A 24,552-nucleotide genomic window follows, 5' to 3' on the forward strand; every position below is an offset into this window, starting at 1 on the left:
TTTCGACAAGAAAGTTTTTTATGTTCCGTGGATGCGAGCGCAAAAAATAGTCAGATAAATAAATTTTATCCGACTATCATACGGTTACGTGGGTGTGAATATTGGATTTAACTACTTTTGTGCATGATAAATGGCGAATTTATTGGTCTTATTTATCGTGTTGTAATCAGAAAATGCGGTTTGCAGTATTGGCTGATATTTCAGGAAGCTATTCGCTACGATGTATAATTCGCCAGTTCTCTTTAGGTGCTTTGGTGCTTTGTCTAACAAAGTCTCTGCAGCAACATAACTTGTATCTAATCCGGAATGAAACGGTGGGTTGCTAACGATGAAATCATAATCATCATTGGTATCAGAGTAGATGTCAGATGCAAATACATTGCCCTGTAAACCATTTGCTTTAAGTGTCTCTCTGCTTGAGGCGATAGCAAACGCACTTATGTCGCACATCTCCAGCTCAATGTTAGGGTTCTGAGTTGCCATAACAGCGCCAAGCACACCTGCTCCACAACCAAAATCGAGTACCTTGCCCTTTAGAGAAGGTAATGAATCTATTAGTAATTGGCTACCAACGTCCAGTTGTCCGTGGCTAAATACACCTGGAAGGCTCTTGATGGTTAACTCATTGCCTGAGATATTCAAGGAATAGGTCTTGTACCAGTCATTAAGGTTAAATTCAGGTGCTTCTGAAGTTGCTTGCCCCCAATAGAAAGAACAACGACGAGCAGAGTCATATTTGTTGATAGGGCCAAAAGGTTTGAACATCTTTTCGATGCTCTTAACACCAGAACGATTTTCACCCACAACACAAATTTCGGTATCTTTGCCTAGTTTGCTCAGTAACATTGTTAGTAGGTACTCGGCCTCTGCCTTGGCTTTTGGCCAGTAGAGCAGAATCATGTCAGAACCAGTCTCTTCAGATAGCTCTACATCGAATATACGTTTTATCTCAGAATATCTTTCCAGTTGCCTGAAATAGCTGTAGTTAGTAGTGAAGACAGTGACTGAATTACAGTGCTTTGCCAGCTCAACAGGAAATAGGTCTTCAGCTTCACCTGCAACGAGGACATTTTTGCCTTCAAAGTAGGCTAGTTGACGCTGTGCAATTTGGCTTGGAGCGATATACGTAGACATGGGTATACTCTGATAAAAAAAGTGGGCAGATTTTCGCACAATCTGCCCAACTCATGAAGTGGTTTGTTTGTAATTAAGAAGCGCTTTTAACTATTGTCCTGATCATGCAGGAAGTTATGAAACTCCTCTTCATAGATGTTAAACAGAACAATCGTGACTGCGAAAATAAGAGGTCCGTAGATAAGTCCTATCAAACCAAACAATTGAATACCACCAAGAAGTGAGAAGAATATCATCAGTGTATTCATGCCAGCACTTCCCTGCATCAGCAGAGGTCTCAATACGTTATCAATCGAACCTACAACAACGGCACTCCAGACAGCCAGGAAGATTGCCCAGTTGATATCGCCAATAATGATGAGGTATAGGGTTGTAGGAATCCAGATTAGCGCTGTGCCTACAACCGGAATGAATGATGCAAATCCGAACATGGTACCCCAGAATAATCCTGGGAATCCGACAATCCACATGCCTATACCGCCAGCGAGACCCTGCGCGATAGCAGTAAGAAACGAACCTAATACCGCTGATTTAGAAACTTTTTCTACTTCGCTTAATAGCTTGTCTTCCTGACTTCGGGACAGAGGAAGGATATGACGTAGAGCCTTGATGATCTTTTCGTTATCTCGAAGCAAAAAGAACAGAACAAACAGCATCAGGAAGAAATCCATCAGGAAGTTGGTTGCATCTCCTAATATCTTCGCACTTATCGCAACAAGGTTAGTACCAAATGAGGTAGCAAACTGCCCAATTTTTTGTGCAATATCCTGAGGGTTAATTTCATCAAATGGCAGGTACTCATTTGCCAGAGAAACGATTTTTACAACCCATGGCAGATCAAATAGTTGCTGGATACCGCCATTTGTAACCCAGTGAAAAACACCTTGTGAAGCGACCGAGCCTTGTTGAACAATGGCTCCGAATACTGTTAAAAGCGGAATAACAATGATGAAGGTAAGAACCAGGCAAGAGAGAAACGAAGCAAAGTTTTTATGTGTAGGCATTTTGCTTTGAATTCTCTCATGTATGGGAAACATCAGCATAGAGATGATAAATGCCATTACGATGGAATTGACATAAGGTTGAACAAGCAGGTAGCAAGCATATGCAGCTGCTAGCAATGCTATAATTAATACCCAGTGGCTGGAAGACACCTTCAATTTAATTGACACAAGAGGATCCTTTTCGGTCTGCAAAATTGTCGCTTAGTATGATGGCGTTAAATTCATGTGTTATCAATCTAATGTAATAATTTTTAGGGGGATGTATGGGATGCTGCAATGACAATCAAAATTGTGTCAGCAAGAAAGCCAGTGGCAAGAGAGCTTTTTCTCAGAAGATTCCATGGTTTAGATTAATGCTGGCGGGACTTTTGATTCTGGTGCTTGTTAACTGGCGATAACGCTATCGCCAGTTATTTGTATCTAAATATGTAAGGTTCCTATTACTCCGCCGCAAGTCTCGCAAAACACTTATTCGCAGCTTCAAGTGTCTTCGCGATATGCTCATCAGTATGAGCCAAAGAGGTAAAGCTAGCTTCAAATGCGGAAGGTGCTAGGTATACGCCTTCTTCAATCATATAGTGGAAGAACTTCTTAAAGCGCTCGATATCACACTGGCTTACTTCAGCAAATGTGGTCACTTTGTCCTGTTCAGTAAAGAAGAAACCAAACATACCACCAACCTGGCTAACAAGAAGTGGAATACCATGTTTATCAGCATTTGCTTTGAAGCCTTCTGCTAGCCTTTTGGTAATTTCCGCCAGACGAGCTTCGTTGCCCTCTTTTTTCAGTTCATTCAGACATGCAAATCCAGCAGCCATAGCAATCGGGTTACCAGATAATGTGCCTGCCTGATATACCGGACCTGTTGGAGCGATGTACTGCATTACATCTTTACGGCCACCGAAAGCACCTACTGGCATACCGCCACCAATGACTTTACCTAGAGTGGTCAGATCAGGTTTGATGTTGTAATAAGCCTGAGCACAACCCTGAGCAACACGGAAACCAGTCATTACTTCATCAAAAATTAGAAGCGCGCCTTCTTTGTCACAAATCTCGCGCAGCCCTTCAAGGAAGCCATCAACTGGTGGAATACAGTTCATGTTGCCAGCAACAGGCTCAACGATAATACATGCGATATCGCCTTTATTTGCATCGAAAAGAGCTTGCACAGATTCCAGATCATTAAATGTTGCTGTTAAAGTGTGTTTCGCAAAGTCTGCTGGTACACCTGGAGAGCTTGGTTGACCAAGAGTTAGAGCACCTGAGCCAGCTTTAACCAGGAGGCTGTCAGCATGACCATGATAACAACCTTCAAACTTCAGTAGTTTATCGCGACCAGTAAAACCACGAGCCAGGCGAATTGCACTCATGGTCGCTTCTGTTCCAGAACTTACCATCCTGACTTGTTCCATTGATGGTACTAGCTCTGAAACCAGCTCTGCCATCTCGATCTCCATTGCTGTTGGAGCTCCAAAGCTTAGGCCTCGGTGTGCTGCTTCGATAACAGCATCACGAATAGCTGGATGGTTATGGCCCAGAATCATCGGTCCCCAGGAACCAACATAGTCGATGTACTCTTTACCATCGGCATCGGTAATCAGTGGGCCATCGGCTTTCTCGATAAAGATAGGCGAACCGCCAACACCGTTAAATGCCCGTACTGGTGAGTTAACACCACCTGGAATTTTTTCCTGAGCCTTTTGATAAAGTTCCGCTGATTTGGTCATTAAATCATCCTCGTTATGTTACCTGGACCAAGTAGAGGCATTGTAACCAGTAGTGTTTTTTTTGCATCAGATGCTGTGCGGTTTTTTTCTCTAAATGTCTAAAAAAGAGAGATAAAACATGTGGGGGCATCTTTGAATTGTTTTGAATACTTGAACGATTCACTCAGGTATTAGATAATCAGGACAATATAAAGGCAGACATGTGCGTAAATATAAGAAAGATTCTGTCCGCACTGCAATTTTAGAGAGGCCCTTGTGAGCGAATTAAACGTACCAATTACATTTTCTGATGCTGCTGCATTGAGAGTAAAAACGCTGATTGCAGAAGAAGAAAATCCAGAGCTAAAGCTACGCGTGTATATTACGGGTGGTGGTTGTAGTGGCTTTCAGTATGGTTTCACCTTCGATGAGAAAGTAAATGATGGTGATACGACAGTAGAGAACAGTGGTGTGACTCTGGTGGTTGATCCAATGAGCCTACAGTATCTTGTGGGCGGTGTCGTCGATTTTACGGATGGTTTAGAGGGATCTCGCTTTTTGTGAATAACCCGAATGCAACAACAACATGTGGATGCGGCGCATCTTTCAGTGTTTGATTAATAGTTGAGAAATGTGGCATTTAATACGTCACTAAAAATCCGGATGAGATAAAATTAGAGCCTTGCATTACTTGTTGTTATGCAAGGCTTTTTATATATACAAGGATTTAGTTATGCCAAGAGTTCGGCCTCTGGCCTTTTTTTCTCATCGTCCCTGGCTTATATCGCTGATTATTATTGTGGCACTCTCTACCTGGTTAGGTATGGGAATGTTGAAGGCGCAAGAAGGCCCTGTTGATACTCATAAGAGTGAAACAGTTGACGCACCAATAGCTAAAGTGGTGTACGAAACATTTCTTTCTCAGCCCACTGCTAAAAAGGTTGATCTTTATGGCAGAACAGCCCCTGATCGCCAGGCTAATCTTGGTGCAGAGGTTGCAGGAAAAATTACCAGGCTAATCGTTAAAAAAGGCGACTTTGTCAAAAAGGGGCAGGGCATTGTCCAGATAGATAAAACAAGCCTTGAAACACAGCTTGAAAGGGCTAAAGCAGCTCTTAAACTGAGAGAGAAAGAGTATAAAGCTGCTCAATCTCTGAAGAGTAGAGGTCTTCAGGGAGAAGTTGCATACACTCAGGCTCAGACCGCTCTGACAGAGGCAAAAGCTGCAGTCAAAGATGCTCAGACAGCGCTACGAAACTCTCTGGTAAAAGCACCATTTGATGGCATTGTTGACGATATCATTGTCGACCTTGGTGATTTTATTGGCGTTGGCGATCCGGTTGCAGAATTTATCGACCTCAAAAAGCTGGTTATTGAAGCTGACGTGAGTGAAAGGCATGTTCAGGCGCTGCAAGTTAACCAGCAAGCAAAAATTCGTCTCATTAATGGTGAGACTGTTCAGGGAACACTTCGGTACATTTCCCGGGTCTCTTCTGCTTCTACTAATACTTTTCCAATAGAAATCGAAATCGAGAATATTGAAGGCAAGGTACCTGCTGGTATTAGTGCTGAAGTAGAACTTGAACTAGAAAGCACCACGGCAATTAAGGTAACACCAGCAATGCTAGCATTAGATGAAGCTGGCAACCTTGGGGTTAAAACACTTGAAGATAATATTGTCCGTTTTGTGCCGATTAAACTGGTGAAAGCAGAACAAGATGGCGTCTGGCTATCCGGTTTCAAAGACTCAGTGGATATTATTACGGTTGGACAAGGTTTTGTGCGTGATGGTGATACAGTTGTGGCGTTGAAACGCGACTCAGAAGCGCAATAATTGGGAGGCAGATATGTTTGCAATTATTGATGCGGCGCTCTCTCGTTCAAGAACCATGATGACGCTGCTGGTGCTAATCTTGGTTGCCGGAGCTTTGACATATGTCGCTATCCCTAAAGAGTCCAGCCCGGATATTACTATTCCTGTAATCTATGTCAGCGTCGGTCATGAGGGAATTTCGCCCGGAGATGCAGAGCGTTTATTGGCTCGCCCGATTGAACAAGAGTTACGTTCAATTGAAGGTGTGAAAGAGATGACGGCAACGGCTGCGGAAGGCCATGCTTCAGTCACACTTGAGTTTAATGTTGGTGTGGATCTCGACAAGGCGATGGCCGATGTGCGGGATGCCGTCGATCAGGCAAAGCCTAAGCTTCCTGCCGATAGTGATGAGCCCGCGGTACACGAAGTAACATTAGCATCCTTCCAGCCAGTCCTCTCTGTCGTGCTTTATGGTACGGTTCCTGAGAGGACTATTGTACAGGTTGCCAGAGAACTAAGAGATAAGCTTGAAAGCTATAAACAGGTTCTTGAAGTTGATATTGCTGGTGATCGGGAAGACATCGTAGAAATTCTTGTCGATCCTCTTCTTATGGAGAGCTACAACCTAGATCAGGGCGATATATATAACCTGATCTCGCTTAACAATCGTGTGGTAGCTGCCGGGTTTGTTGATACAGGGTATGGACGTTTTTCAGTAAAAGTCCCATCTGTTTTTGAGTCTCTTAAAGATGTGCTTGAAATGCCAATTAAGGTAGATGGCAAGCAGGTTATCACCTTTGGAGATATAGCCACAGTAAGACGTTCATTCAGAGATCCTGAGAGTTACGCCAGGCTCGATGGTGAATCAGCTGTAGTGCTTGACGTTAAAAAACGCGCTGGTGAAAACATCATTGAAACGGTAGATCTCGTCAGAGCGGTAATGGCAGAAGCTCAGAAAACAGAAGAGTGGCCAAATAACCTGATGGTGAAATACACCTGGGATGAATCCGAAGACGTAAAAATGATGCTGAATGATCTTCAGAACAATATTCTGTCAGCGATCATTCTGGTTGTGATTGTCATTATCGCTATATTGGGGGTAAGAACCGCGCTTCTTGTCGGTATTTCTATTCCAGGATCATTTCTTACGGGCTTGCTCGTACTCTCTGTGTTTGGATTGACCGTTAACATCATCGTTCTGTTTGCCCTAATCATGGCGGTAGGCATGCTGGTCGATGGTGCAATAGTTGTCACAGAGTTTGCCGACAGGCGGATGCATGAAGGGATGGGACGTCGACAGGCGTATCAGGACGCAGCCAAACGAATGGCATGGCCAATAACTGCTTCAACGGCTACTACGTTGGCTGCTTTTGCTCCACTCCTATTCTGGCCAGATGTTACTGGCGAGTTTATGAAATATCTGCCAATGACTTTGATCGCGACTCTGAGTGCATCTCTTCTTATGGCTTTGATATTTGTCCCTGTTCTGGGGAGCTTGATCGGTAAAGAGCAATATATAAAACCAGAATACAGAGCTGAGATGGTCGCTCTCCAGAATGGTGATTTTTCAAAAGCTTCAGGTATAACTAAGCTTTATTTCTCCACACTTTCTTTTGCGATAAAACATCCACTGAAGATTTTCATTGCAGCAGTATTGCTGTCAGTAGGTGTTGGCTTTGCTTATGTAAAAGCTGGATTGGGTATGGAGTTTTTCCCTGAAGTTGATCCGCCATCTTTTACTATTAAGGTTCGTTCGTATGGGGATCTTTCGATTAATGAGAAAGATAACATCATGCGTGATATTGAATCCGTTGTGCTTGGTGGTGATGAGTTTGAAAGTGTCTATACCAGAACAGGTGGCGATGACACAATCGGTCAAATACAGGTAACCCCTGTGGACTGGCAGTATCGCCGTTCTGTGAAAGAGATAATCGAAGAACTTCAAGGCAAGTTAGACGGATTTGCTGGTGTTGAAATTGAGTTTAAAAAGCCAGAAGCGGGTCCTCCGATAGATCATGACATGATTATCGAGTTGTCATCCAGAGATGCAAGCAAGCTTGACGATGCCGCTAAGTATGTTCGGCATTGGGCTGATAGTTATCCAGCCTTTACCAACCTTAGTGATAACTCCAGCAAGCCAGGTATTGATTGGCAAATAGATATTAAGCGTGATGATGCTGGACGGTTTGGAGCAGATGCAACATTGGTTGGTAACACGGTGCAATTCGTTACCAATGGATTAAAAATTGGAGACTACCTGCCTGATGATGCGTCCGAAGAGGTCGATATATTGGTTCGATTCCCAGAGGAACAGAGGGATATTGGTCGCTTCGATGAGCTACGAGTGAAAACAGCTGCAGGCCTTGTACCTATTACTAACTTCGCTAGCATTAAACCAGAGCCGAAGCAGGATACCATCCATCGGATTGATGGGAAGCGCGTCATTCAAGTTATGGCTGATATGAAGGAAGGCTACAACCTGGCACTGGAACTACCTAAAGTAGAAGCGGAGCTCAAGGCTCTTGGATTGGATGGAATAGAGTTTACTCTAAGAGGAAAAAACGAGGATCAGGAGAAATCTTCAGCTTTCCTCGGTAACGCATTCCTGGTTGCTCTGGCAGTGATGGGGCTAATTCTGATTACTCAGTTCAATAGCTTCTACCAGGCATTCCTGATCTTAAGTGCAGTGCTATTCTCTACGGTCGGTGTATTTGCTGGTCTGCTTATTTTCCAGAAGCCTTTTGGTATTGTTATGTCTGGTATTGGTGTTATTTCTCTGGCCGGTATTGTCGTAAACAACAATATTGTTTTGATTGATACCTTTAACCAGCTTGTTCAACGTGGGATGAGTAAGGAAGAGGCAATTCTAAGAACTGGGGTTCAGCGTTTGCGTCCGGTTCTGTTAACCACAGTGACCACAATTCTTGGTTTGTTGCCAATGGTGCTGGAGATGAATATCGATCTGATGAACCAGAAGATAGAATTTGGAGCACCTAGTACTCAATGGTGGTCACAGTTGGCAACCGCAGTAGCTGGTGGATTGGCTTTTGCTACCATGTTAACCCTGGTTCTGACTCCTTGCCTGCTGATGTTAGGGAGAAAGAGCAAAGCGCCGGAGTTAGTGGAAGAAACGAGTAGTTAAACGAAGATTTGATTCCCACGGTGTCTCGTGGGAATCAATACTGTCAAGGCTATTGAGCTTTAGACTCTTCTTCAAGCCCGGTTGAGCTAGCGGTGCTTATTGAGGTATCGACATACGGATTGTTAGTCAGATTAACCTGTAGACGAACCACGTTATCAATAACATTTACCAGACTAGCCCACTTTACTTTCTTTTCTTTTTCAAACACTTTTTCGAAATTTTCAGGTGTCCAGTCCATCAATGTTTTTGGATTCAGGTAGCGACCCAGAAAGCGAATTTCATAATGAAGATGAGCTCCGGTTGAATTACCTGAATTGCCACATGTAGCTATTTCATCGCCTTTTGTTACAAACTGTCCTTGTTTTGCTTTGAAGCCATGAAGGTGAGCGTAAGAGGTTGAGAAACCAAATGAGTGCCTGACAATCAAGAAGTTGCCAAAACCTTTTTTACTTGGTCGAACGGTTTCAATCACTCCGTCTGCCGGTGCATAAATTGGCTCACCCTTCTTGCAGGTTAAATCGATACCTGTATGGAAGTGGCGTTTATTAGTAATCGGGTTCAGTCTGCGACCAAACGATGAAGATACTCTGTTGTAGGAAAGTGGAGCATCATTCGGAATTAGCCGAAACATAGTTGCACGAACAGCAGAGTTAATAGCCGCAGCATCAACCCGTTCTTCCAGCTGTTTCTCTTCCGTACTAACCGAACTATGTTCTGGATTCATATCGGATATGCCTAATACCTTTTCAACATCATAAACGCGTTTATTAAGCACAAGAAGTTGGCTATCTCTTGCTTCTAATTCTCTGTTTAGATGCAGCTTGTCGGTAGATAACTGTTCAATGTTGGAGTTGAGTTGAACTATTGAGTTTTCTTTATCGCCTAACTCGGCCATCAAATGGGAAAACGTTTCTTGCGACTGAGTTTGCTGAGCCTGATTCTGATAAACGAAGTAGCCTGCGACTAATGGCGACACTACCAATGTAGTGAGTGTCGCTAATACTGTTTTTCGGCCAACAAAAAAGTGCTTATCCCCCTCGGAAGAAGGAATTGTAATTGTAATTTTGGACATATATAGCTTAAGAGTTTATTTCTAGATCCGACAGTTGCTCAATTTCTCTATGTAACAACTGTTCATCACCAACGTTTAATTCTACCAAACGTTTTAAGTGGCTGATGCTGTCGATATCAATATGCTGGATTTTTACACGCAATAATGAGTCCGTGGATTCCACTATCTCGGCCTGAAGCGAAATAATGATGTCACTTTCCGGAATATGGAAAAAACATCGGTAGGACGGTTAATGTCTAATGTTTCGCTTGGAGAAGAGAGTAGCAAGCCGTGCAACGACAGATCCTTAATCGTACATGTGGCTTTCACTGAACCTTGATGCAGTTCTGCCGGAGCTTGATAAAGGATTCGCGAAAATCTACGTCGTTCACTCATGTTTCCTCACTTACAGTTTCGTTGATAGCCTAAAGCTAGATTTACATCAGTTTAAGTATAAACAGAAGGTTATCTTGAGGCTCGGTCACCGAAATTGCAGGAATGCTCTCACTTCGGGAATAATAGAGCCGCTGAACTTAGCGGCTCTTAACATTCGCAAAAGGCTTTACTTAGCGATTCGCTTGTACTTGATACGATGAGGCTCTGCAGCCTGAGCGCCAAGAGTCTGTTTTAACCACTCTGTATACTCAGTATAGTTGCCTTCGTAGAAGTTCACCTGACCTTCGTCGCGGTAATCAAGAATATGAGTTGCGATACGGTCCAGGAACCAACGGTCGTGCGAGATAACCATTGCACAGCCAGGGAACTCAAGAAGCGCTTCTTCAAGTGCACGAAGTGTTTCTACGTCCAGGTCGTTGGTTGGTTCATCGAGTAACAGTACGTTACCGCCAGCTTTAAGAAGCTTAGCAAGGTGTACACGGTTACGCTCACCACCAGAAAGCTCACCGATGATCTTCTGTTGATCAACGCCTTTAAAGTTAAAGCGTGAACAATATGCGCGAGCAGGGATTTCGAAGTTGTTGATCTTGATGATATCAGCGCCTTCAGAGATCTCCTGGAATACAGTTTTACTGTCATCCATGCTGTCACGGAACTGATCAACAGAAGCTAGCTGAACAGTATCGCCCAGATCAATAGTACCTGAGTCTGGTTGCTCTGTGCCGCTTAGCATCTTGAATAGTGTTGATTTACCTGCACCGTTAGCACCGATAATACCAACGATCGCACCCTTAGGCATGGTGAACGATAGATCATCGATAAGAACGCGGTCACCAAACGATTTAGTCAGGTTATTTACTTCAATAACCTTGTCACCTAGACGCTCACCTGGCGGGATGAACAGTTCATTGGTTTCGTTACGCTTCTGGTGATCGGAGTTGTTAAGCTCTTCAAAGCGAGCCATACGAGCTTTTGATTTCGCCTGACGACCTTTTGGATTCTGGCGAACCCACTCAAGTTCTTTCTCGATAGTCTTCTGGCGAGCTTTCTCTTGAGCAGCTTCCTGCTTAAGACGAGCATCTTTCTGCTCAAGCCATGAAGTATAGTTACCTTCCCATGGGATACCTTCACCACGGTCCAGTTCCAGAATCCAGCCTGCAGCGTTATCCAGGAAGTAACGGTCGTGGGTAATCGCCACAACAGTACCTGTGTAATCGACAAGGAAGCGTTCCAGCCAGGCTACAGATTCTGCATCCAGGTGGTTGGTTGGTTCGTCGAGAAGTAGCATATCTGGTTTTTCCAGAAGAAGACGACAGATAGCAACACGACGACGCTCACCACCAGAAAGGTGTTCAATCTTCTGATCCCACTCAGGAAGGCGAAGTGCGTCAGCAGCACGCTCTAGGGAGTTTTCCAGATTGTGACCATCTTTTGCCTGAATCAGAGCTTCCAGTTCACCTTGTTCTTTAGCAAGCGCATCGAAGTCTGCATCTTCTTCGGCATAAGCTGCGTATACCGCATCCAGTCGCTTAAGTGCGTCAGCAACATCTGCAACAGCTTCTTCAACAACTTCACGAACTGTTTTAGATTCATCAAGCTGTGGTTCCTGTGGAAGGTAACCAACATTCAGACCTGGTTGTGGGCGTGCTTCACCATCGATATCGGTATCAATACCAGCCATGATACGAAGAAGTGTAGATTTACCTGCACCGTTCAGACCTAAAACACCAATTTTGGCGCCAGGGAAAAGCTTAGAGAGATGTCCTTAAGAATTTGACGCTTTGGTGGCACGATTTTGCTCACCCGCGACATGGTATAGACGTATTCAGCCATTGCCGATCGTTCCTGTATTCAGAAAAGGGAAAGCTGCATTTTATATAACTGGCACTTTAACCACAAGTTGCACTCATATACTCATCACATCATGAGACAGGTATGCAAATTAATCGCATTTTAACTTGAAAATTTATGCAGAATATTTCTAACATTAGTTTTACATACAGCAATATCTTATAGGCTATATAGTGTAGCGTGTTTATTGAAGTAATCGATTGCGTAAAGATGTGGCTCAGGTTACACAAAATTAAAATTTGGAAACAATACAAATGCAAAGGCTAGCTAAACTTGTTTCTGCTGTTCTGCCATTATTGGCTATCTCTTCTGGTGCTTATTCTGCACCAGCGTCTCTTGCACAGCAGCGAGTTATTTACCAAAAAGCACAAGACTATTTGGATAAAAAGCAAGTAGATGAATACATGGAGATCCGCGATCAGATTGCGGATTATCCTTTAACTCCTTATGTAGATTACCGTACTTTTCTGATCGGAATTGGAGATCGTACGCCTGAAGAGGTGGCGGCTTTTATTGAGCAGCACAACTCTTTCCCTTTTTCTAACCGTGTTCGCGCAGCATATCTGGATGCACTGATCAAACAGAAGAAATGGCAAACCTTCTATCAATACCAAACCTATGAACCCAAAATGGAGAAATATCAGTGTAGCTATTATTACTCCAAATACGTAAACGGGGATACGTCTGAAGCGTTTAAAGGGGCAGAGAAGCTTTGGCTAAGTGGTAAAAGTGTATCGGACAACTGTTCACCACTGTTTGATGCCTGGAAGGATGCAGGTTTGCGAACCGACGATTTGGTGCTTCGCCGAATGTTGCTGAGCTATGAAAGTAGTAGTAACAATATGGTGAACTATCTCGCCAAAATGACAGAAAGTAACAAGAGTCGTCTTCAGGCAAAAGAGATGAAGAAACTGGCGAGGGATCCTAGGTATGTTGTCGAGTTTTCGCAAAAGTATCCACCAAGCGATTTTAATCGCAGGCAGTCAGAGATTGCGCTTAAGAAGTTAGCCCGAAAAGATATTCAGCTTGCTCAGCGTAATCTTGAAATAGTGCTTGATGCTCAGAACTTCCAAAAAGAACAGGCTCAGAAAGTTTCCGAGTATATTGCTGTTAGGTTGATGAATACAAAAGAAAACTATCTTGCAGCCTGGCGCGATTCTGTATTGATGGACAGCGAGAACGTTAAAGCTCTTGAAAGTCGAATTCGCCTTTCTATACGTCAGGCAGATTGGCCAATGACGGCTTACTGGATAACGCTGCTACCGCAGACCAGTCAGGATTCCATGCGATGGCAGTATTGGCGAGCCAGATCTGAGCTTGCTCTGGGAGATAGAGAGCAAGGCATTAAGAGGATGCAGGGGCTTCTTGGACAGCGAAACTTCTACAGTGTAGCGGCAGCTAAGTCTCTGGATAAACCGTTTCATTATCAGACACAAAAAACTCATGCCAATACAGAGCTTCTGAAGCCTTATAATGAATCTCTTGTCCGAATAAATGAACTTATTGATGTCGATAAAATCCAGGCGGCTAAAAGCGAATGGAACTGGTTGCTTTGGCAAGTTGGTAAAGAAGAGCAAAAGGCGCTTGCTGTTTATGCTGCAGAGAAGGACTGGCACCACCTAACAGTTAAAGCAACGATACAGGCTAAGATGTGGGACGATACCGCGCTCAGATTCCCGGTAGCACACCAATGGTGGTTTAACTTCTACGGTGATAAGCATAAGGTTAATCCGATTACCCTGATGTCGGTTGCACGTCAGGAGAGTGCTCTCGACGTTGAAGCTCGCTCTCCGGTAGGAGCCAGGGGCATTATGCAGATCATGCCAAACACCGCAAAATATACGGCTAAGAAATATAAGCTGTCTTACAAAGGCGCAGGTCAGCTTTATGATGTTGGTAAGAATATCGAGATTGGCAGTAAGTACCTGAATAGTTTGTTGAGTCAGTACGACAACAATCGAATCTTTGCCTTTGCGGCCTACAATGCCGGGCCAAACCGTGTCAAAACCTGGCGAGAAAGGTCTGATGGCAAGCTAGATGCATTTGCATTTATTGAAGCGATTCCATTCAAGGAAACCCGCGGATATGTACAAAACATTTTGATGTTTGAAACCTACTATCGAGATTTGATGGATGTGGATGGTGAGTTTCTAAAATCAAATGAGCTGTTAACAAAATACTGATGCTGAATGTGTCTGGCTCTCGCATAACTGACTAAGTTGAGTATACAATGCCTGATAGGATTAATTACCGAGCTTAGTTTATGTCTTTAAAGCCTGACTATGATGATTGGCAACAAGTATTGGATTTGGTGGAGAAAGCTGCTGAAAGTGAACAACACGAAATGTTGCTGACTATGCTTATGACACCAGATGAAAGAGAGTCACTGGTAACGAGAGTAAATATTCTCAACGAGCTTCTGAAAGGTGAGGTATCTCAACGCCAGCTTAGCCAGATGTTGGGGGTGGGTGTTGCGACCATTACCAGAGGTTCAAACGAGCTTAAAGGGCATACAGACGAGCAGAAGCAGGCATTATTTAAGTTGCTTAAGAAAAGTTCAAACAAATAGCAATAAAGGGTAGCAGACGCTACCCTTTATTTTTTGAATGCTAGATATTTGCAGGAAATTGCTCTGAATTAATAAAAGGAATCAAAGCCAGAATCAGTGCCTGGTGATAAACAGAGCTGCGCGTCAACAGGTGACTGGTGAGTAGCCCAATCGCACCGCCTTTCTGCTTTATGTTTTCGGTAGAATAGACTTCATCCATCGCGTCACCTAACTCTTTTCCTTCGCGAAGCTTTTCTATAACTACCGGAGGAAGCATTAGGCTGGCAGAACGTGATTCGCCACGCTTATCCTGAGACTCAATTACCATCCACGCAAAGGTGATATCTCCTTCATTACCTGCTTCTATACCAACATAGAAATCAGCTTCCTGAATCTGTGCTTTCGCGTTTTTTACCCGGTTAAGTGCGCCTTGCTTAGTCTCTTCATTAGAAATAGGTTGATCGGGAACCTCACTGGGAACACTTACACCCTCAAAGTCGAACACCTGTTCGGGGAACACCTCTCCAAATGCACTTTCAACGGCTTTGATTTTTGCCGGGTTTAGTGAAGTAACTATTACCTTTTGCACTGTCACGTTAACTCACCTTCACTTCTGTTGGTGTTACATTCTCAATTGGATAACAACCAAGAACTTTCAAGTGGGTAGTTATCTTAGTCAGTTCAGCAATGGACTTCTGCATCTCTTCAGAATCCAGGTGTGCTTCTAGGTCTACATAGAACATCTCTTCCCATGGATTACCGATTATCGGGCGGTTTTCCAGCTTGGTCATGTTGATGCCGTATTTCTGCAGGATTAACAGCGTTTGAACCAGAGAACCAGCTTCTTGTGAGGTAGACATAATCAGAGTGGTTTTCGCTGGAATTTGTGTTGAGACTTCGACTGGCTTGCGAGCAACCACGATAAAGCGTGTGTGGTTTTCTGTCTGGTTTGCAATATTGCTTTGGATTGGCTGAAGACCATAAAGCTTACCACTAGATGCATTACCGATAGCAGCTACCTCTTTACTATCAAGGTCTTTCACTTTTTGCATTGCGTCAGCGGTGCTAGCACATGATTCAAGAGTTACACCGTTCAGTCTGCTTAAAAACTCGCTGCATTGCTCATGTGGCTGCGGGTGTGAATATAGAGTATGAATATCTTCAAGATGTACGTCAGATGTCGCCAGAATACAGTGCTCAATTGGGAGAGTTATTTCCCCAACGATATACAGAGTAGTGTGTTGAAGAAGGTCGTAAACCGCATTGATAGAGCCAGAACTGGTGTTCTCTATAGGTAATACTGCGTAATCTGCATGACCGGATTCAACTGTTTTGGTGACTTCTCTAAAGTGTTCACAGTTTAGTTCTACCAGCTCAGTATTTCTTCTGCTGAAATACTCGCGGCTTGCCAGATGTGAATATGAGCCTTTTGCACCAAGGTAAGCCACCCTGGCTATAGGTTTACGGCTTAGCTCCGGGTTTGCCAGGTTTTGAAGGTAGGACTGCTGTAGTAACACCGAATCTTCGATAATGGTGTGATAAAGCTTGGTGATATAAGGTGCGTCCAGGTCGTACTTAGTTTTGCCGTTTTCGATCAGCTTGACTAACAGTTGTTGCTCTCGCTTTGCGTCTCGAACTGCCTTAGACGTTTTTATCTTGCTCTTGGCTACTTCTATACTTAGTGAACGTCTCTCAGATAGAAGGCTCAACATTTGATCATCGAGCTCATTTAGGCGAAGTCGAATTTCATCGAGAGAATATTTACTGTCTGTCATGTGAATTATCCTTATAAAAAAAGCCTCCCTGTGGGAGGCTTTCTGTTCGTTTTTGACTTGTTTTTCCTAAAACGACTTAAGCCTCCTGATTAGGAGTGAAAAAAGAAGTCAAAAAAGAACAGGTTGAATTTATGCATGTTTAGTCACTTTCGTTAATTGAGTAAACACAATAAGCAAGGGGATAGGTTCCGTCAAGCAAAAAAATAGCGCCCGAAGGCGCTACTTAAAGGATATCTATTTTATACTGCCTCATCCACTTCTGGGACTTCTGGTTTCTCGGCATGGGTAGCACGACGGGCTGCTGGCTTATGAATAAGCTTATTTAATTGTCTCTCCAGTTTCTGTTCTACTTCAGTAACCGCCGCGTATAAATCTTCGTGTACAGAAGAAGCGTTTAATCTGCCTTTAGGAACGGTAATGCTCGCTTCAAATTTCTTCTGTTTATTTGGTTCCTCACTGATGGCTGTCTTGCAGCTAATAATGTCTACTTGCAACTTTTCTAGTTTTTTGAACTTCGCTTCAATGTGAGTTCGGATTGCAGAGGTGATCTCGATGTTTTTGCCGGTGATGTTTACTTTCATATAGTTTTCCTCTGTTGCATCCCTTATGGGTTAACTCCAGATTACCCTTCTAAAGATAAAATAATGTGATCCAGATCACTTAAGTTGAGAGGGTTTGATGTCGTAAATACAAATGTGATCTGAAACAAATCTGCTATATTTTTTCTGCGAAAAAACTTGTACAACTGTTGAATCTGGTTAAATTGGTAAGAAGTAGCATACTGAAAATCCCCAGTTTTTAGGGATTTTGTAGTGCCCGAGAACAGAGCTGTTTACTTTATGCTCAACAAAAAAGTGTGAGAATGATCGAAAACACATTCAGTTTGAAATCAATCCAGAAACGAATATAGAAAAGCCGAGCAGATAATCTGCTCGGCTTTTTGCTTATGAGGTGTAAGGTTATTCCGCACCAGGCAGAACTAAATTAACTAGAGCTGCGTTTTGTTCTTCTCTTAGCTGATTAAGTTCGGCCATTTGTTTGTAAATAACAAAATATCGATTGATATTGGCAACATAATGAACAGGCTCTCGGCCTATATTTCTTCGTGTCACTATCTCTACATTTCTGAACCATACATTCGGGTCATAACCATTTTTTTCAGCTAACCTTCTCATTTTTCTTATGTTGCCAGGCCCTGCATTGTATGCGGCTAAGGAAAGGTAAACCTTGTTCTTTTCGGTAATGCTTTCATCTGAAAAGTAACGATCTTGCAGGAAGCGAAGGTATTTGGTGCCAGCGTGAATATTGTTCTCAAGATTGTTGATATCAGGGATGTTCACTTTGGGATCATTGGCTGTTGAGGGCAATACCTGCATTATGCCCACAGCTCCCTTATGCGACACTTTACGGTTATCAAATCCAGATTCCTGAAACGCCTGAGCGGAGAGCATTAACCAGTCAAACTCATATTCTTCTCCATACTTCTTAAACAGGTCTGATAGGGCATGCATTTTTTCAACCTTGGCTGGATTTAATGCACGGGAAAGCCAACCTGTTTTCTCTATATATTTTTCGTATAAAACGTTACCCAGTAAGGTTCCAGATTTTGCTGTTTTAAGATAGTTATTAACGATTTTTTCCAGCATTGGGCTACCTTTTCTAAATGCCCAAGCTATCTTACCTTCGAAATGAAGGGGCACCTTTTTATGTACCTTTATATTGTCCATGACTCTAAGCCATAGTTCCGTTTTGTGGCTATCGAGAACCGTTGAGTAGATATGCCCCTGATTGACCATATCGATAACCTCGTAATCTTGCAGAGCTTCTTCCAGAAAATGTACGTTCATAGGAGGAAAACCAGTTTCACTCAATAAGCGATTTATCTTGCTTATATGTTCAAAGTAACTTGAGCTGGCGCGAATCCAAATCTCTTTACCACTTAATTGCTCTAATGTAGTTATCTCTGGTTCATCTTTACGAGTAACAATATATTCATTCACCCCTGTGAGCATTGGGGTACTAAAATCAATATCACGTTCTCTTTGTGGGGTAATCGTCAGGTTAGCCACGATAAGATCTCCGTGACCTGAAATTAGCGAGGGAATAAGCTCACTTCTTTCAACGGGAATGATCTGGAGATGCAAATAGCTGCTCTTCTGTTTTAACTGCTTTTCAAAATGGTAGAGTAATTCGGCAAGCATTCCCTTAGGTTTGCCACCTTCAATGTAATAGAACCCAAGATCGGCAGAGACCAGTACCCTAATTCCGCCATTCTTCTCAAGTACATCGAAATCCCCAGTATAAGGCTCATTTGTTAGCGGGCTGAGTTCAAGTGAGAGAGCATTAAACGAATAGAACCAAAAAATGATTAGCCAATGGCATAACTTCTTCATACAACGATCCGTGTTGATGTTTTGTTAAACAATTATAGATGAAGATAATTGTTTAATGTACAAAGGATTTCTGGGGTTGTGAGAGGTGCTGGGAATGCAAAAAAAGAAAAAGCCGCTGAAGTAGCGGCTTTAGATAGATATCTATTGAATCAGAGTGGGTTTAACCTAATCAATTCTTCTGTACGTTGGATGGCTTCTTTGATACCCAGTTGTTTATAGGCTTCCAACTGAATATTCAGCGACTCTTTAGCTGCAATAGTATCAGGATAGGTTTTCTGAATTTCCTGGCATCGGTTAATTGCTGCGATCCACGCTTCTCTTCTTAGGTAAAAATCAGCAGTGGCCAGATCGTAGTTCGCTAATCGGTTTTTCAGTGCAACCATCCGCTCCTTTGCGTCTGCAGCATAAGGGCTATTAGGGTACCTTTGAAGCAGGCGCTTAAAGTCGGCAAATGCGGATTTCGCTGGCTCTGGATCTCGATCTGAACGATCAGTATTGAAGAGATCATGCATCCAGCTTCTGTCCTGTGCCATGTAGGTCAAACCGCGCATATAAAGCACCCAGTCGATTTTATCGTGTGTTGGGTTCAGGCGAATAAAGCGTTCTATAGTGGCAAGACCAAGTGGCAGATCATTATTTTTGTAGTATGCGTAAATCAGATCCAGTTGTACCTGCTCAGAGTAGGCGCCAAAAGGATAGCGAGAATCCAACGCTTCTAGCTTCTCAACCGCGGAAAACCAGTTGCCGCTCCTCAATGCATCTTGAGCTTCGGAGTACAATTCTGCTGCTGGGATATCAGGCACAACTTCCTCACTGCTGGAGCAGCCAAACAACAGGGATAATGCGAGTAAGCCCGATAAAGTGCGGTATTTCATGTCAGGAGTTTATTCCTCAGGTATAAATAAATGTTCTCATTCCGTTACTTCGGATAGAATAGCAGCGTATTTTTCCATAGTCTTTAGAAATATACCAACGCCTTTATTCACAATATGTAGTTAACGCCTTGGTATTAGTCTCATTGTTTTAAAAAAGTTCGATATGGCGCAGCAGATAGAATTAACCAGTACCGTAAAAGACAGCCAGCTTGGTCAACGATTAGATCAGGCAATCGCAGAGTTATTTTCCGATTTCTCTCGCTCAAGGCTAAAAGAGTGGCTAGTAGCCGGTAAAGTTCAGGTAGATGGAACTGTCATCACCAAACCTAGAGTTAAGGTGATGGGCGGTGAACAAATCACGCTTCAGGCTGAGCTTGAAGATGAAGAGCGCTGGGAAGCACAAGATCTTCCATTGGATATCGTTTATGAAGATGACGATATTCTGGTAATTAACAAACCTCGTGACTTTGTTGTTCATCCGGGAGCGGGTACACCGGATGGTACAGTGCTGAATGCATTGTTACATCACTATCCGGCAATTGCTGAAGTTCCTCGTGCAGGTATTGTGCATCGTCTGGATAAAGATACAACCGGTTTGATGGTTGTTGCTAAAACGGTTCCGGCACAAACCAGACTGGTTCGGGCGCTGCAGAAACGCAATATTACCCGTGAGTACGAAGCCATTGCGATTGGCAAGATGACCGCTGGCGGTATGGTAGACAAGCCAATTGGTCGTCACTCTACTAAGCGTACATTGATGGCCGTCAATGAGCTGGGTAAACCTGCGGTAACTCATTATCGAGTTGCAGAGCACTTCCGTGAACATACGCGTATCCGTCTTCGCCTTGAGACAGGTCGAACTCACCAGATCCGTGTTCATATGTCTTACCTTCAGCACCCTCTATTGGGCGACATTGCTTATGGTGGTCGTGCTCGTATTCCACGAGGAGCATCTGAAGAGCTGACTGCTATGATTCGTAGTTTTGATCGTCAGGCACTTCACGCGGTTATGCTGAAGTTTGAACATCCTGTTACTGGCGAGGAGCTGGAATTCCACGCACCAGTGCCGGATGATATGGTAGCGATGACGGAAGCGTTAAGAGTAGATACTCAACTTAATAAAGAGGAAGAGTAAATATGGACATTATCCTCCCGAACTGGCCAGCACCGGCTAATGTGAAAGCATTTAGTTCACTTCGTGCAGGTGGCGTATCCAAAGGACCTTATGAAGGTTTAAATCTTGGAATGCATGTGGGGGATAGTGTTTATGATGTTGAAGCTAATCGCCAGCGATTAATAGAAGCCAATGATTTACCTTCCGCTCCGGTGTGGTTGAATCAGACACACTCAACTGTGGTTGCTGATCTTGCCGCGCCAACAGCTCAGGTAATCGATGCCGATGCGGCTTCAACTTCATCAAAGGGTGTGGTGTGCAGCGCAATGACGGCAGATTGCCTGCCTGTTCTGTTAACTGATGTTGAAGGAACTAAGGTTGCCGCTGTACATGCTGGCTGGCGTGGTCTGGCTGGTGGCATTATCGAAAATGCGGTAAAGCTTTTTGATAAACCAGTGATGGCCTGGCTTGGCCCAGCCATTGGCCCGGATGCATTTGAAGTTGGGGAAGATGTTCTTAAAGCCTATGTTGAACATGATTCAAGTGCTATAAAAGGCTTTGTAGAAAAAGGTAACGGAAAATATGGGGCAAATATGTCCATTTTAGCTACTCAACGCCTGAACTCTGTTGGAGTAGAAGCAGTCTACGATTGCGGGTTATGTACTTACAGTGATGCAGAACGTTTCTATTCATATCGAAGGGATGGTGTCACCGGAAGACAGGCAACCTTTATCTGGATTGAATAAATAACTCCTTTTTGAGGTACAGAGCATCTTCTCTGTACCTTATCCCCTTGAAAAAATTCCTTTCGTATCCATCTTTCTAGCATAAGTTACTTGAGTATATTCATCTCTCGCGATGTTTTGAGGTCACTATGCGATTAGACAGATTCACCAGTAAATTTCAGCTTGCTATCTCTGATGCTCAGTCATTGGCTCTTGGCCGTGACCATCAGTATATAGAGCCTGTACACCTGATGGTGTCTTTACTTAATCAGGATGGTTCGACCATCAGACCACTACTTACTATGCTTAGCGTTGATGTGGTTCAGTTACGTTCCAAATTATCTGAAATGCTCGACCGCCTGCCAAAGGTGAGTGGTATTGGAGGCGATGTTCAGCTTTCAAGCCAAATGGGTGTTTTGTTTAACCTTTGCGATAAAGTTGCTCAAAAGAGACAAGACAGCTATATCTCTTCAGAAGTATTCCTGTTAGCGGCCATAGAAGATAAAGGGCCTCTTGGTGAATTATTAAAAGAGTTCGGTTTATCAGAGGAAAAGGTCTCTCAGGCGATTGAACAGGTTCGTGGTGGCCAAAAAGTTGATGATCCAAATGCTGAAGAAAAAAGACAAGCGCTAGAAAAGTTCACTATCGACCTGACTGAAAGGGCAGAGCAGGGCAAGCTTGACCCTGTAATTGGTCGTGATGATGAAATCAGGCGTACCATTCAGGTTCTTCAGCGCCGAACTAAAAACAACCCGGTGATTATCGGCGAACCCGGCGTAGGTAAAACGGCAATCGTTGAAGGTTTAGCACAACGAATTGTAAATAACGAAGTGCCAGAAGGTCTGCGTAACCGAAGAGTTCTTTCTTTGGATCTTGGCGCGCTGGTGGCTGGTGCAAAATATCGTGGTGAATTTGAAGAACGCCTGAAGTCGGTTCTGAATGAACTCTCAAAAGAAGAGGGCAATATCATCCTCTTTATTGATGAGCTTCATACCATGGTAGGTGCAGGTAAAGGCGAAGGCTCAATGGATGCAGGCAATATGTTAAAACCTGCACTGGCTCGTGGTGAGCTTCATTGTGTTGGCGCGACTACTCTGGATGAATATCGACAATATATAGAGAAAGATGCGGCACTAGAGCGTCGATTCCAGAAAGTCATCGTAGATGAGCCTACAGTAGAAGACACTGTTGCCATTTTGCGTGGCCTGAAAGAGCGCTACGAATTACACCATCACGTTGAGATTACCGATCCTGCAATCGTAGCCGCAGCAAGTCTATCTCATCGCTATATCTCAGATCGCCAGTTGCCGGATAAAGCAATCGACCTGATTGATGAGGCGGCTTCAAGCATCCGTTTGCAGATCGACTCCAAACCTGAGTCACTGGACAAACTTGAACGCAAAATTATCCAGTTAAAGATCGAGCAGCAAGCACTGGTTAATGAAATAGATGAAGCGAGTACCAAGCGTTTAGAGACACTTAACGAAGAGCTTTCCGAAAAAGAGCGCGAATATGCAGAACTTGAAGAAGTCTGGAATGCAGAAAAAGCGGCGCTTTCTGGAACTCAACATATTAAGACTGCGCTTGAACAGGCAAGAATGGATATGGACATTGCCCGACGAGCTGGTGACTTGAACCGAATGTCTGAACTTCAGTATGGGCGTATTCCTGAACTGGAGAAGCAACTTGATTTAGCGACTCAGGCTGAAATGCACGAAATGACTCTGCTTAGAAACAAAGTAACAGACGCGGAAATTGCAGAGGTGCTTTCTAAGCAAACAGGAATTCCTGTCTCTAAAATGCTGGAAGCAGAAAAAGAGAAGCTTCTCCGCATGGAAGAGGTAATGCATAAAAGAGTCGTTGGTCAGGAAGAAGCGGTAGAAGTTGTTGCGAATGCCATTCGAAGAAGCCGGGCTGGTTTATCTGATCCAAATAAGCCTATTGGTTCTTTCCTTTTTCTTGGACCTACAGGTGTGGGTAAAACCGAACTGTGTAAAACACTTGCCAGCTTTATGTTTGATAGTGAAGACGCCATGGTGCGAATCGATATGTCCGAGTTTATGGAGAAACATTCTGTGGCTCGTTTGGTTGGTGCGCCTCCTGGCTATGTTGGATATGAAGAAGGTGGCTATCTTACAGAAGCGGTAAGAAGGAAACCTTATTCGGTAATCCTATTAGATGAAGTAGAAAAAGCACATCCGGATGTGTTTAACATTCTTCTTCAGGTGCTGGATGATGGAAGGCTGACCGATGGTCAGGGAAGGACGGTAGATTTCAGGAATACTGTTGTCATCATGACCTCTAACCTTGGTTCTTCGCGAATACAGGAAAACTTTATGCATCTCGATTACGAAGGTATAAAGAATGAAGTAATGGATGTAGTGACAAAGCATTTCCGTCCAGAGTTCTTAAACCGTGTTGATGAGAGTGTCGTTTTCCATCCTCTGGGGCAAAAACATATTAAGTCAATTGCTTCTATACAGCTTAAACGCTTATCGAAGCGAATGGCCGAGAGTGGATATCAGTTAGAGATTTCTGAAAAAGCTCTGGATCTTATCTCTCAGGTTGGCTTTGATCCGGTTTATGGTGCAAGGCCACTTAAACGAGCGATTCAGCAGAGCGTTGAAAACCCACTAGCGAAAGCTATTCTGGCTGGCAAAGTTGATGCAGAGAAACCGATACAGCTATTAGTAAACAATGACAGAATCATCGCTCATCAAATGTTTTCAGACGATAATTGACATTAGAAGGGGCAAAAATGCCCCTTTTTGCATCAATTTGTCTGAAATCTAATCGAACGACTCTTTTTTTATAAAAAAACTAAAATTAAGGGTTGTGCAAACCTAAATTCTCCCTATAATGCGCCTCCGTTGTCACGAAGAAGTCTTCAAAAACTTAGAGTGTCAATAAGGACTGAAAGCCTTGAGAAATAAAGTTGAAAAAAGTGTTTGACACTGAGACTTATCTCGCTAAAATGGCCGTCCGTTTTGAGAGTTCCTTAATAAGAACGTCATCAAAACAT

At 43.4% G+C, this 24,552-nt stretch carries 16 protein-coding genes, 3 pseudogenes and 1 other annotated feature; of the genes and pseudogenes, 8 read left to right on the plus strand and 11 right to left on the minus strand.

What is annotated here, in order from left to right:
- Positions 1-111 precede the first annotated feature (111 nt).
- The 3 genes from rsmC to hemL all read right to left on the minus strand — a co-directional run bounded on the left by rsmC (position 112) and on the right by hemL (position 3,868).
- Positions 112-1,134: a 16S rRNA (guanine(1207)-N(2))-methyltransferase RsmC gene (gene rsmC / locus P7F88_RS14235; RefSeq protein WP_277825725.1), complete on the minus strand. Its 1,023-nt coding sequence runs from the start codon at positions 1,132-1,134 to the stop codon at positions 112-114.
- Between the two features lie 86 nt (positions 1,135-1,220).
- The gene (locus tag P7F88_RS14240) at positions 1,221-2,306 is read right to left on the minus strand and encodes an AI-2E family transporter (RefSeq protein ID WP_277825727.1); all 1,086 of its coding nucleotides are present in this window, start codon (positions 2,304-2,306) and stop codon (positions 1,221-1,223) included.
- A gap of 272 nt (positions 2,307-2,578) precedes the next feature.
- Positions 2,579-3,868, minus strand: coding sequence for a glutamate-1-semialdehyde 2,1-aminomutase (hemL, locus tag P7F88_RS14245; RefSeq protein ID WP_277825729.1), 1,290 nt, complete (start codon positions 3,866-3,868; stop codon positions 2,579-2,581).
- Between the two features lie 255 nt (positions 3,869-4,123).
- Here hemL and erpA point away from each other — a divergent pair.
- The 3 genes and pseudogenes from erpA to P7F88_RS14260 all read left to right on the plus strand — a co-directional run bounded on the left by erpA (position 4,124) and on the right by P7F88_RS14260 (position 8,802).
- Positions 4,124-4,464: pseudogene (erpA, locus tag P7F88_RS14250) on the plus strand (iron-sulfur cluster insertion protein ErpA).
- Between the two features lie 116 nt (positions 4,465-4,580).
- Complete coding sequence (locus P7F88_RS14255) at positions 4,581-5,681, plus strand: efflux RND transporter periplasmic adaptor subunit (RefSeq protein ID WP_277825731.1); 1,101 nt, start codon at positions 4,581-4,583, stop codon at positions 5,679-5,681.
- A gap of 13 nt (positions 5,682-5,694) precedes the next feature.
- Positions 5,695-8,802, plus strand: a complete 3,108-nt coding sequence (locus P7F88_RS14260; protein ID WP_277825733.1) for an efflux RND transporter permease subunit — start codon at positions 5,695-5,697, stop codon at positions 8,800-8,802.
- A 49-nt stretch (positions 8,803-8,851) separates the two neighbouring features.
- Here P7F88_RS14260 and P7F88_RS14265 read toward each other — a convergent pair whose 3' ends face one another.
- The 3 genes and pseudogenes from P7F88_RS14265 to ettA all read right to left on the minus strand — a co-directional run bounded on the left by P7F88_RS14265 (position 8,852) and on the right by ettA (position 12,082).
- Positions 8,852-9,874: a peptidoglycan DD-metalloendopeptidase family protein gene (locus P7F88_RS14265; protein ID WP_277825735.1), complete on the minus strand. Its 1,023-nt coding sequence runs from the start codon at positions 9,872-9,874 to the stop codon at positions 8,852-8,854.
- A gap of 7 nt (positions 9,875-9,881) precedes the next feature.
- Positions 9,882-10,249: pseudogene (locus P7F88_RS14270) on the minus strand (PilZ domain-containing protein).
- A 166-nt stretch (positions 10,250-10,415) separates the two neighbouring features.
- Positions 10,416-12,082 (minus strand): annotated as a pseudogene (gene ettA, locus P7F88_RS14275) (energy-dependent translational throttle protein EttA).
- A 272-nt stretch (positions 12,083-12,354) separates the two neighbouring features.
- Between ettA and P7F88_RS14280 the strand changes: the two are divergent.
- Positions 12,355-14,283, plus strand: a complete 1,929-nt coding sequence (locus P7F88_RS14280; RefSeq protein ID WP_277825737.1) for a transglycosylase SLT domain-containing protein — start codon at positions 12,355-12,357, stop codon at positions 14,281-14,283.
- An 80-nt stretch (positions 14,284-14,363) separates the two neighbouring features.
- Entirely contained in the window at positions 14,364-14,669 is a 306-nt protein-coding gene (gene trpR, locus P7F88_RS14285; protein ID WP_277825739.1) for a trp operon repressor, read from the plus strand.
- Between the two features lie 40 nt (positions 14,670-14,709).
- Here trpR and yjjX read toward each other — a convergent pair whose 3' ends face one another.
- The 5 genes from yjjX to P7F88_RS14310 all read right to left on the minus strand — a co-directional run bounded on the left by yjjX (position 14,710) and on the right by P7F88_RS14310 (position 19,691).
- Positions 14,710-15,243 carry an inosine/xanthosine triphosphatase gene (gene yjjX / locus P7F88_RS14290; RefSeq protein WP_277825741.1) on the minus strand — a complete coding sequence of 178 codons (534 nt, stop codon included), beginning with the start codon at positions 15,241-15,243 and terminating at the stop codon, positions 14,710-14,712.
- Position 15,244: 1 nt separating this feature from the next.
- Positions 15,245-16,423, minus strand: a complete 1,179-nt coding sequence (gene pheA, locus P7F88_RS14295) for a prephenate dehydratase (protein WP_277825743.1) — start codon at positions 16,421-16,423, stop codon at positions 15,245-15,247.
- 13 nt (positions 16,424-16,436) lie between these two features.
- Positions 16,437-16,558 (minus strand) — a sequence feature (Phe leader region).
- 104 nt (positions 16,559-16,662) lie between these two features.
- Positions 16,663-17,004 (minus strand): ribosome hibernation-promoting factor, HPF/YfiA family, encoded by a 342-nt coding sequence (gene hpf / locus P7F88_RS14300; RefSeq protein ID WP_277825745.1) that lies wholly within the window; start codon positions 17,002-17,004, stop codon positions 16,663-16,665.
- Positions 17,005-17,382: 378 nt separating this feature from the next.
- Positions 17,383-18,816 carry an MltF family protein gene (locus P7F88_RS14305; RefSeq protein ID WP_277825747.1) on the minus strand — a complete coding sequence of 478 codons (1,434 nt, stop codon included), beginning with the start codon at positions 18,814-18,816 and terminating at the stop codon, positions 17,383-17,385.
- A gap of 149 nt (positions 18,817-18,965) precedes the next feature.
- A complete protein-coding gene (locus tag P7F88_RS14310) occupies positions 18,966-19,691 on the minus strand; it encodes an outer membrane protein assembly factor BamD (RefSeq protein WP_277825749.1) in 726 nt (241 codons plus the stop codon).
- 163 nt (positions 19,692-19,854) lie between these two features.
- Here P7F88_RS14310 and rluD point away from each other — a divergent pair, with 163 nt between their 5' ends.
- The 3 genes from rluD to clpB all read left to right on the plus strand — a co-directional run bounded on the left by rluD (position 19,855) and on the right by clpB (position 24,271).
- Positions 19,855-20,826: a 23S rRNA pseudouridine(1911/1915/1917) synthase RluD gene (gene rluD, locus P7F88_RS14315; RefSeq protein WP_277825751.1), complete on the plus strand. Its 972-nt coding sequence runs from the start codon at positions 19,855-19,857 to the stop codon at positions 20,824-20,826.
- Positions 20,827-20,828: 2 nt separating this feature from the next.
- Positions 20,829-21,551, plus strand: a complete 723-nt coding sequence (gene pgeF, locus P7F88_RS14320) for a peptidoglycan editing factor PgeF (RefSeq protein WP_277825753.1) — start codon at positions 20,829-20,831, stop codon at positions 21,549-21,551.
- A gap of 128 nt (positions 21,552-21,679) precedes the next feature.
- Positions 21,680-24,271, plus strand: coding sequence for an ATP-dependent chaperone ClpB (gene clpB, locus P7F88_RS14325; protein WP_277825755.1), 2,592 nt, complete (start codon positions 21,680-21,682; stop codon positions 24,269-24,271).
- The last annotated feature ends 281 nt before the right edge of the window (positions 24,272-24,552 follow it).

This window comes from Vibrio hannami, from assembly GCF_029589055.1.
Classification (GTDB): domain Bacteria; phylum Pseudomonadota; class Gammaproteobacteria; order Enterobacterales; family Vibrionaceae; genus Vibrio; species Vibrio hannami.

What these genes read in the sequence shown, in the direction of transcription:
- rsmC (WP_277825725.1), bottom strand. Translation starts at nt 1,134, where the DNA reads ATGTCTACGTATATCGCTCCAAGCCAAATTGCACAGCGTCAACTAGCC.
- hemL (WP_277825729.1), bottom strand. Translation starts at nt 3,868, where the DNA reads ATGACCAAATCAGCGGAACTTTATCAAAAGGCTCAGGAAAAAATTCCA.
- P7F88_RS14255 (WP_277825731.1), top strand. Translation starts at nt 4,581, where the DNA reads ATGCCAAGAGTTCGGCCTCTGGCCTTTTTTTCTCATCGTCCCTGGCTT.
- P7F88_RS14260 (WP_277825733.1), top strand. Translation starts at nt 5,695, where the DNA reads ATGTTTGCAATTATTGATGCGGCGCTCTCTCGTTCAAGAACCATGATG.
- P7F88_RS14265 (WP_277825735.1), bottom strand. Translation starts at nt 9,874, where the DNA reads ATGTCCAAAATTACAATTACAATTCCTTCTTCCGAGGGGGATAAGCAC.
- P7F88_RS14280 (WP_277825737.1), top strand. Translation starts at nt 12,355, where the DNA reads ATGCAAAGGCTAGCTAAACTTGTTTCTGCTGTTCTGCCATTATTGGCT.
- trpR (WP_277825739.1), top strand. Translation starts at nt 14,364, where the DNA reads ATGTCTTTAAAGCCTGACTATGATGATTGGCAACAAGTATTGGATTTG.
- pheA (WP_277825743.1), bottom strand. Translation starts at nt 16,423, where the DNA reads ATGACAGACAGTAAATATTCTCTCGATGAAATTCGACTTCGCCTAAAT.
- hpf (WP_277825745.1), bottom strand. Translation starts at nt 17,004, where the DNA reads ATGAAAGTAAACATCACCGGCAAAAACATCGAGATCACCTCTGCAATC.
- P7F88_RS14305 (WP_277825747.1), bottom strand. Translation starts at nt 18,816, where the DNA reads ATGAAGAAGTTATGCCATTGGCTAATCATTTTTTGGTTCTATTCGTTT.
- P7F88_RS14310 (WP_277825749.1), bottom strand. Translation starts at nt 19,691, where the DNA reads ATGAAATACCGCACTTTATCGGGCTTACTCGCATTATCCCTGTTGTTT.
- rluD (WP_277825751.1), top strand. Translation starts at nt 19,855, where the DNA reads ATGGCGCAGCAGATAGAATTAACCAGTACCGTAAAAGACAGCCAGCTT.
- pgeF (WP_277825753.1), top strand. Translation starts at nt 20,829, where the DNA reads ATGGACATTATCCTCCCGAACTGGCCAGCACCGGCTAATGTGAAAGCA.
- clpB (WP_277825755.1), top strand. Translation starts at nt 21,680, where the DNA reads ATGCGATTAGACAGATTCACCAGTAAATTTCAGCTTGCTATCTCTGAT.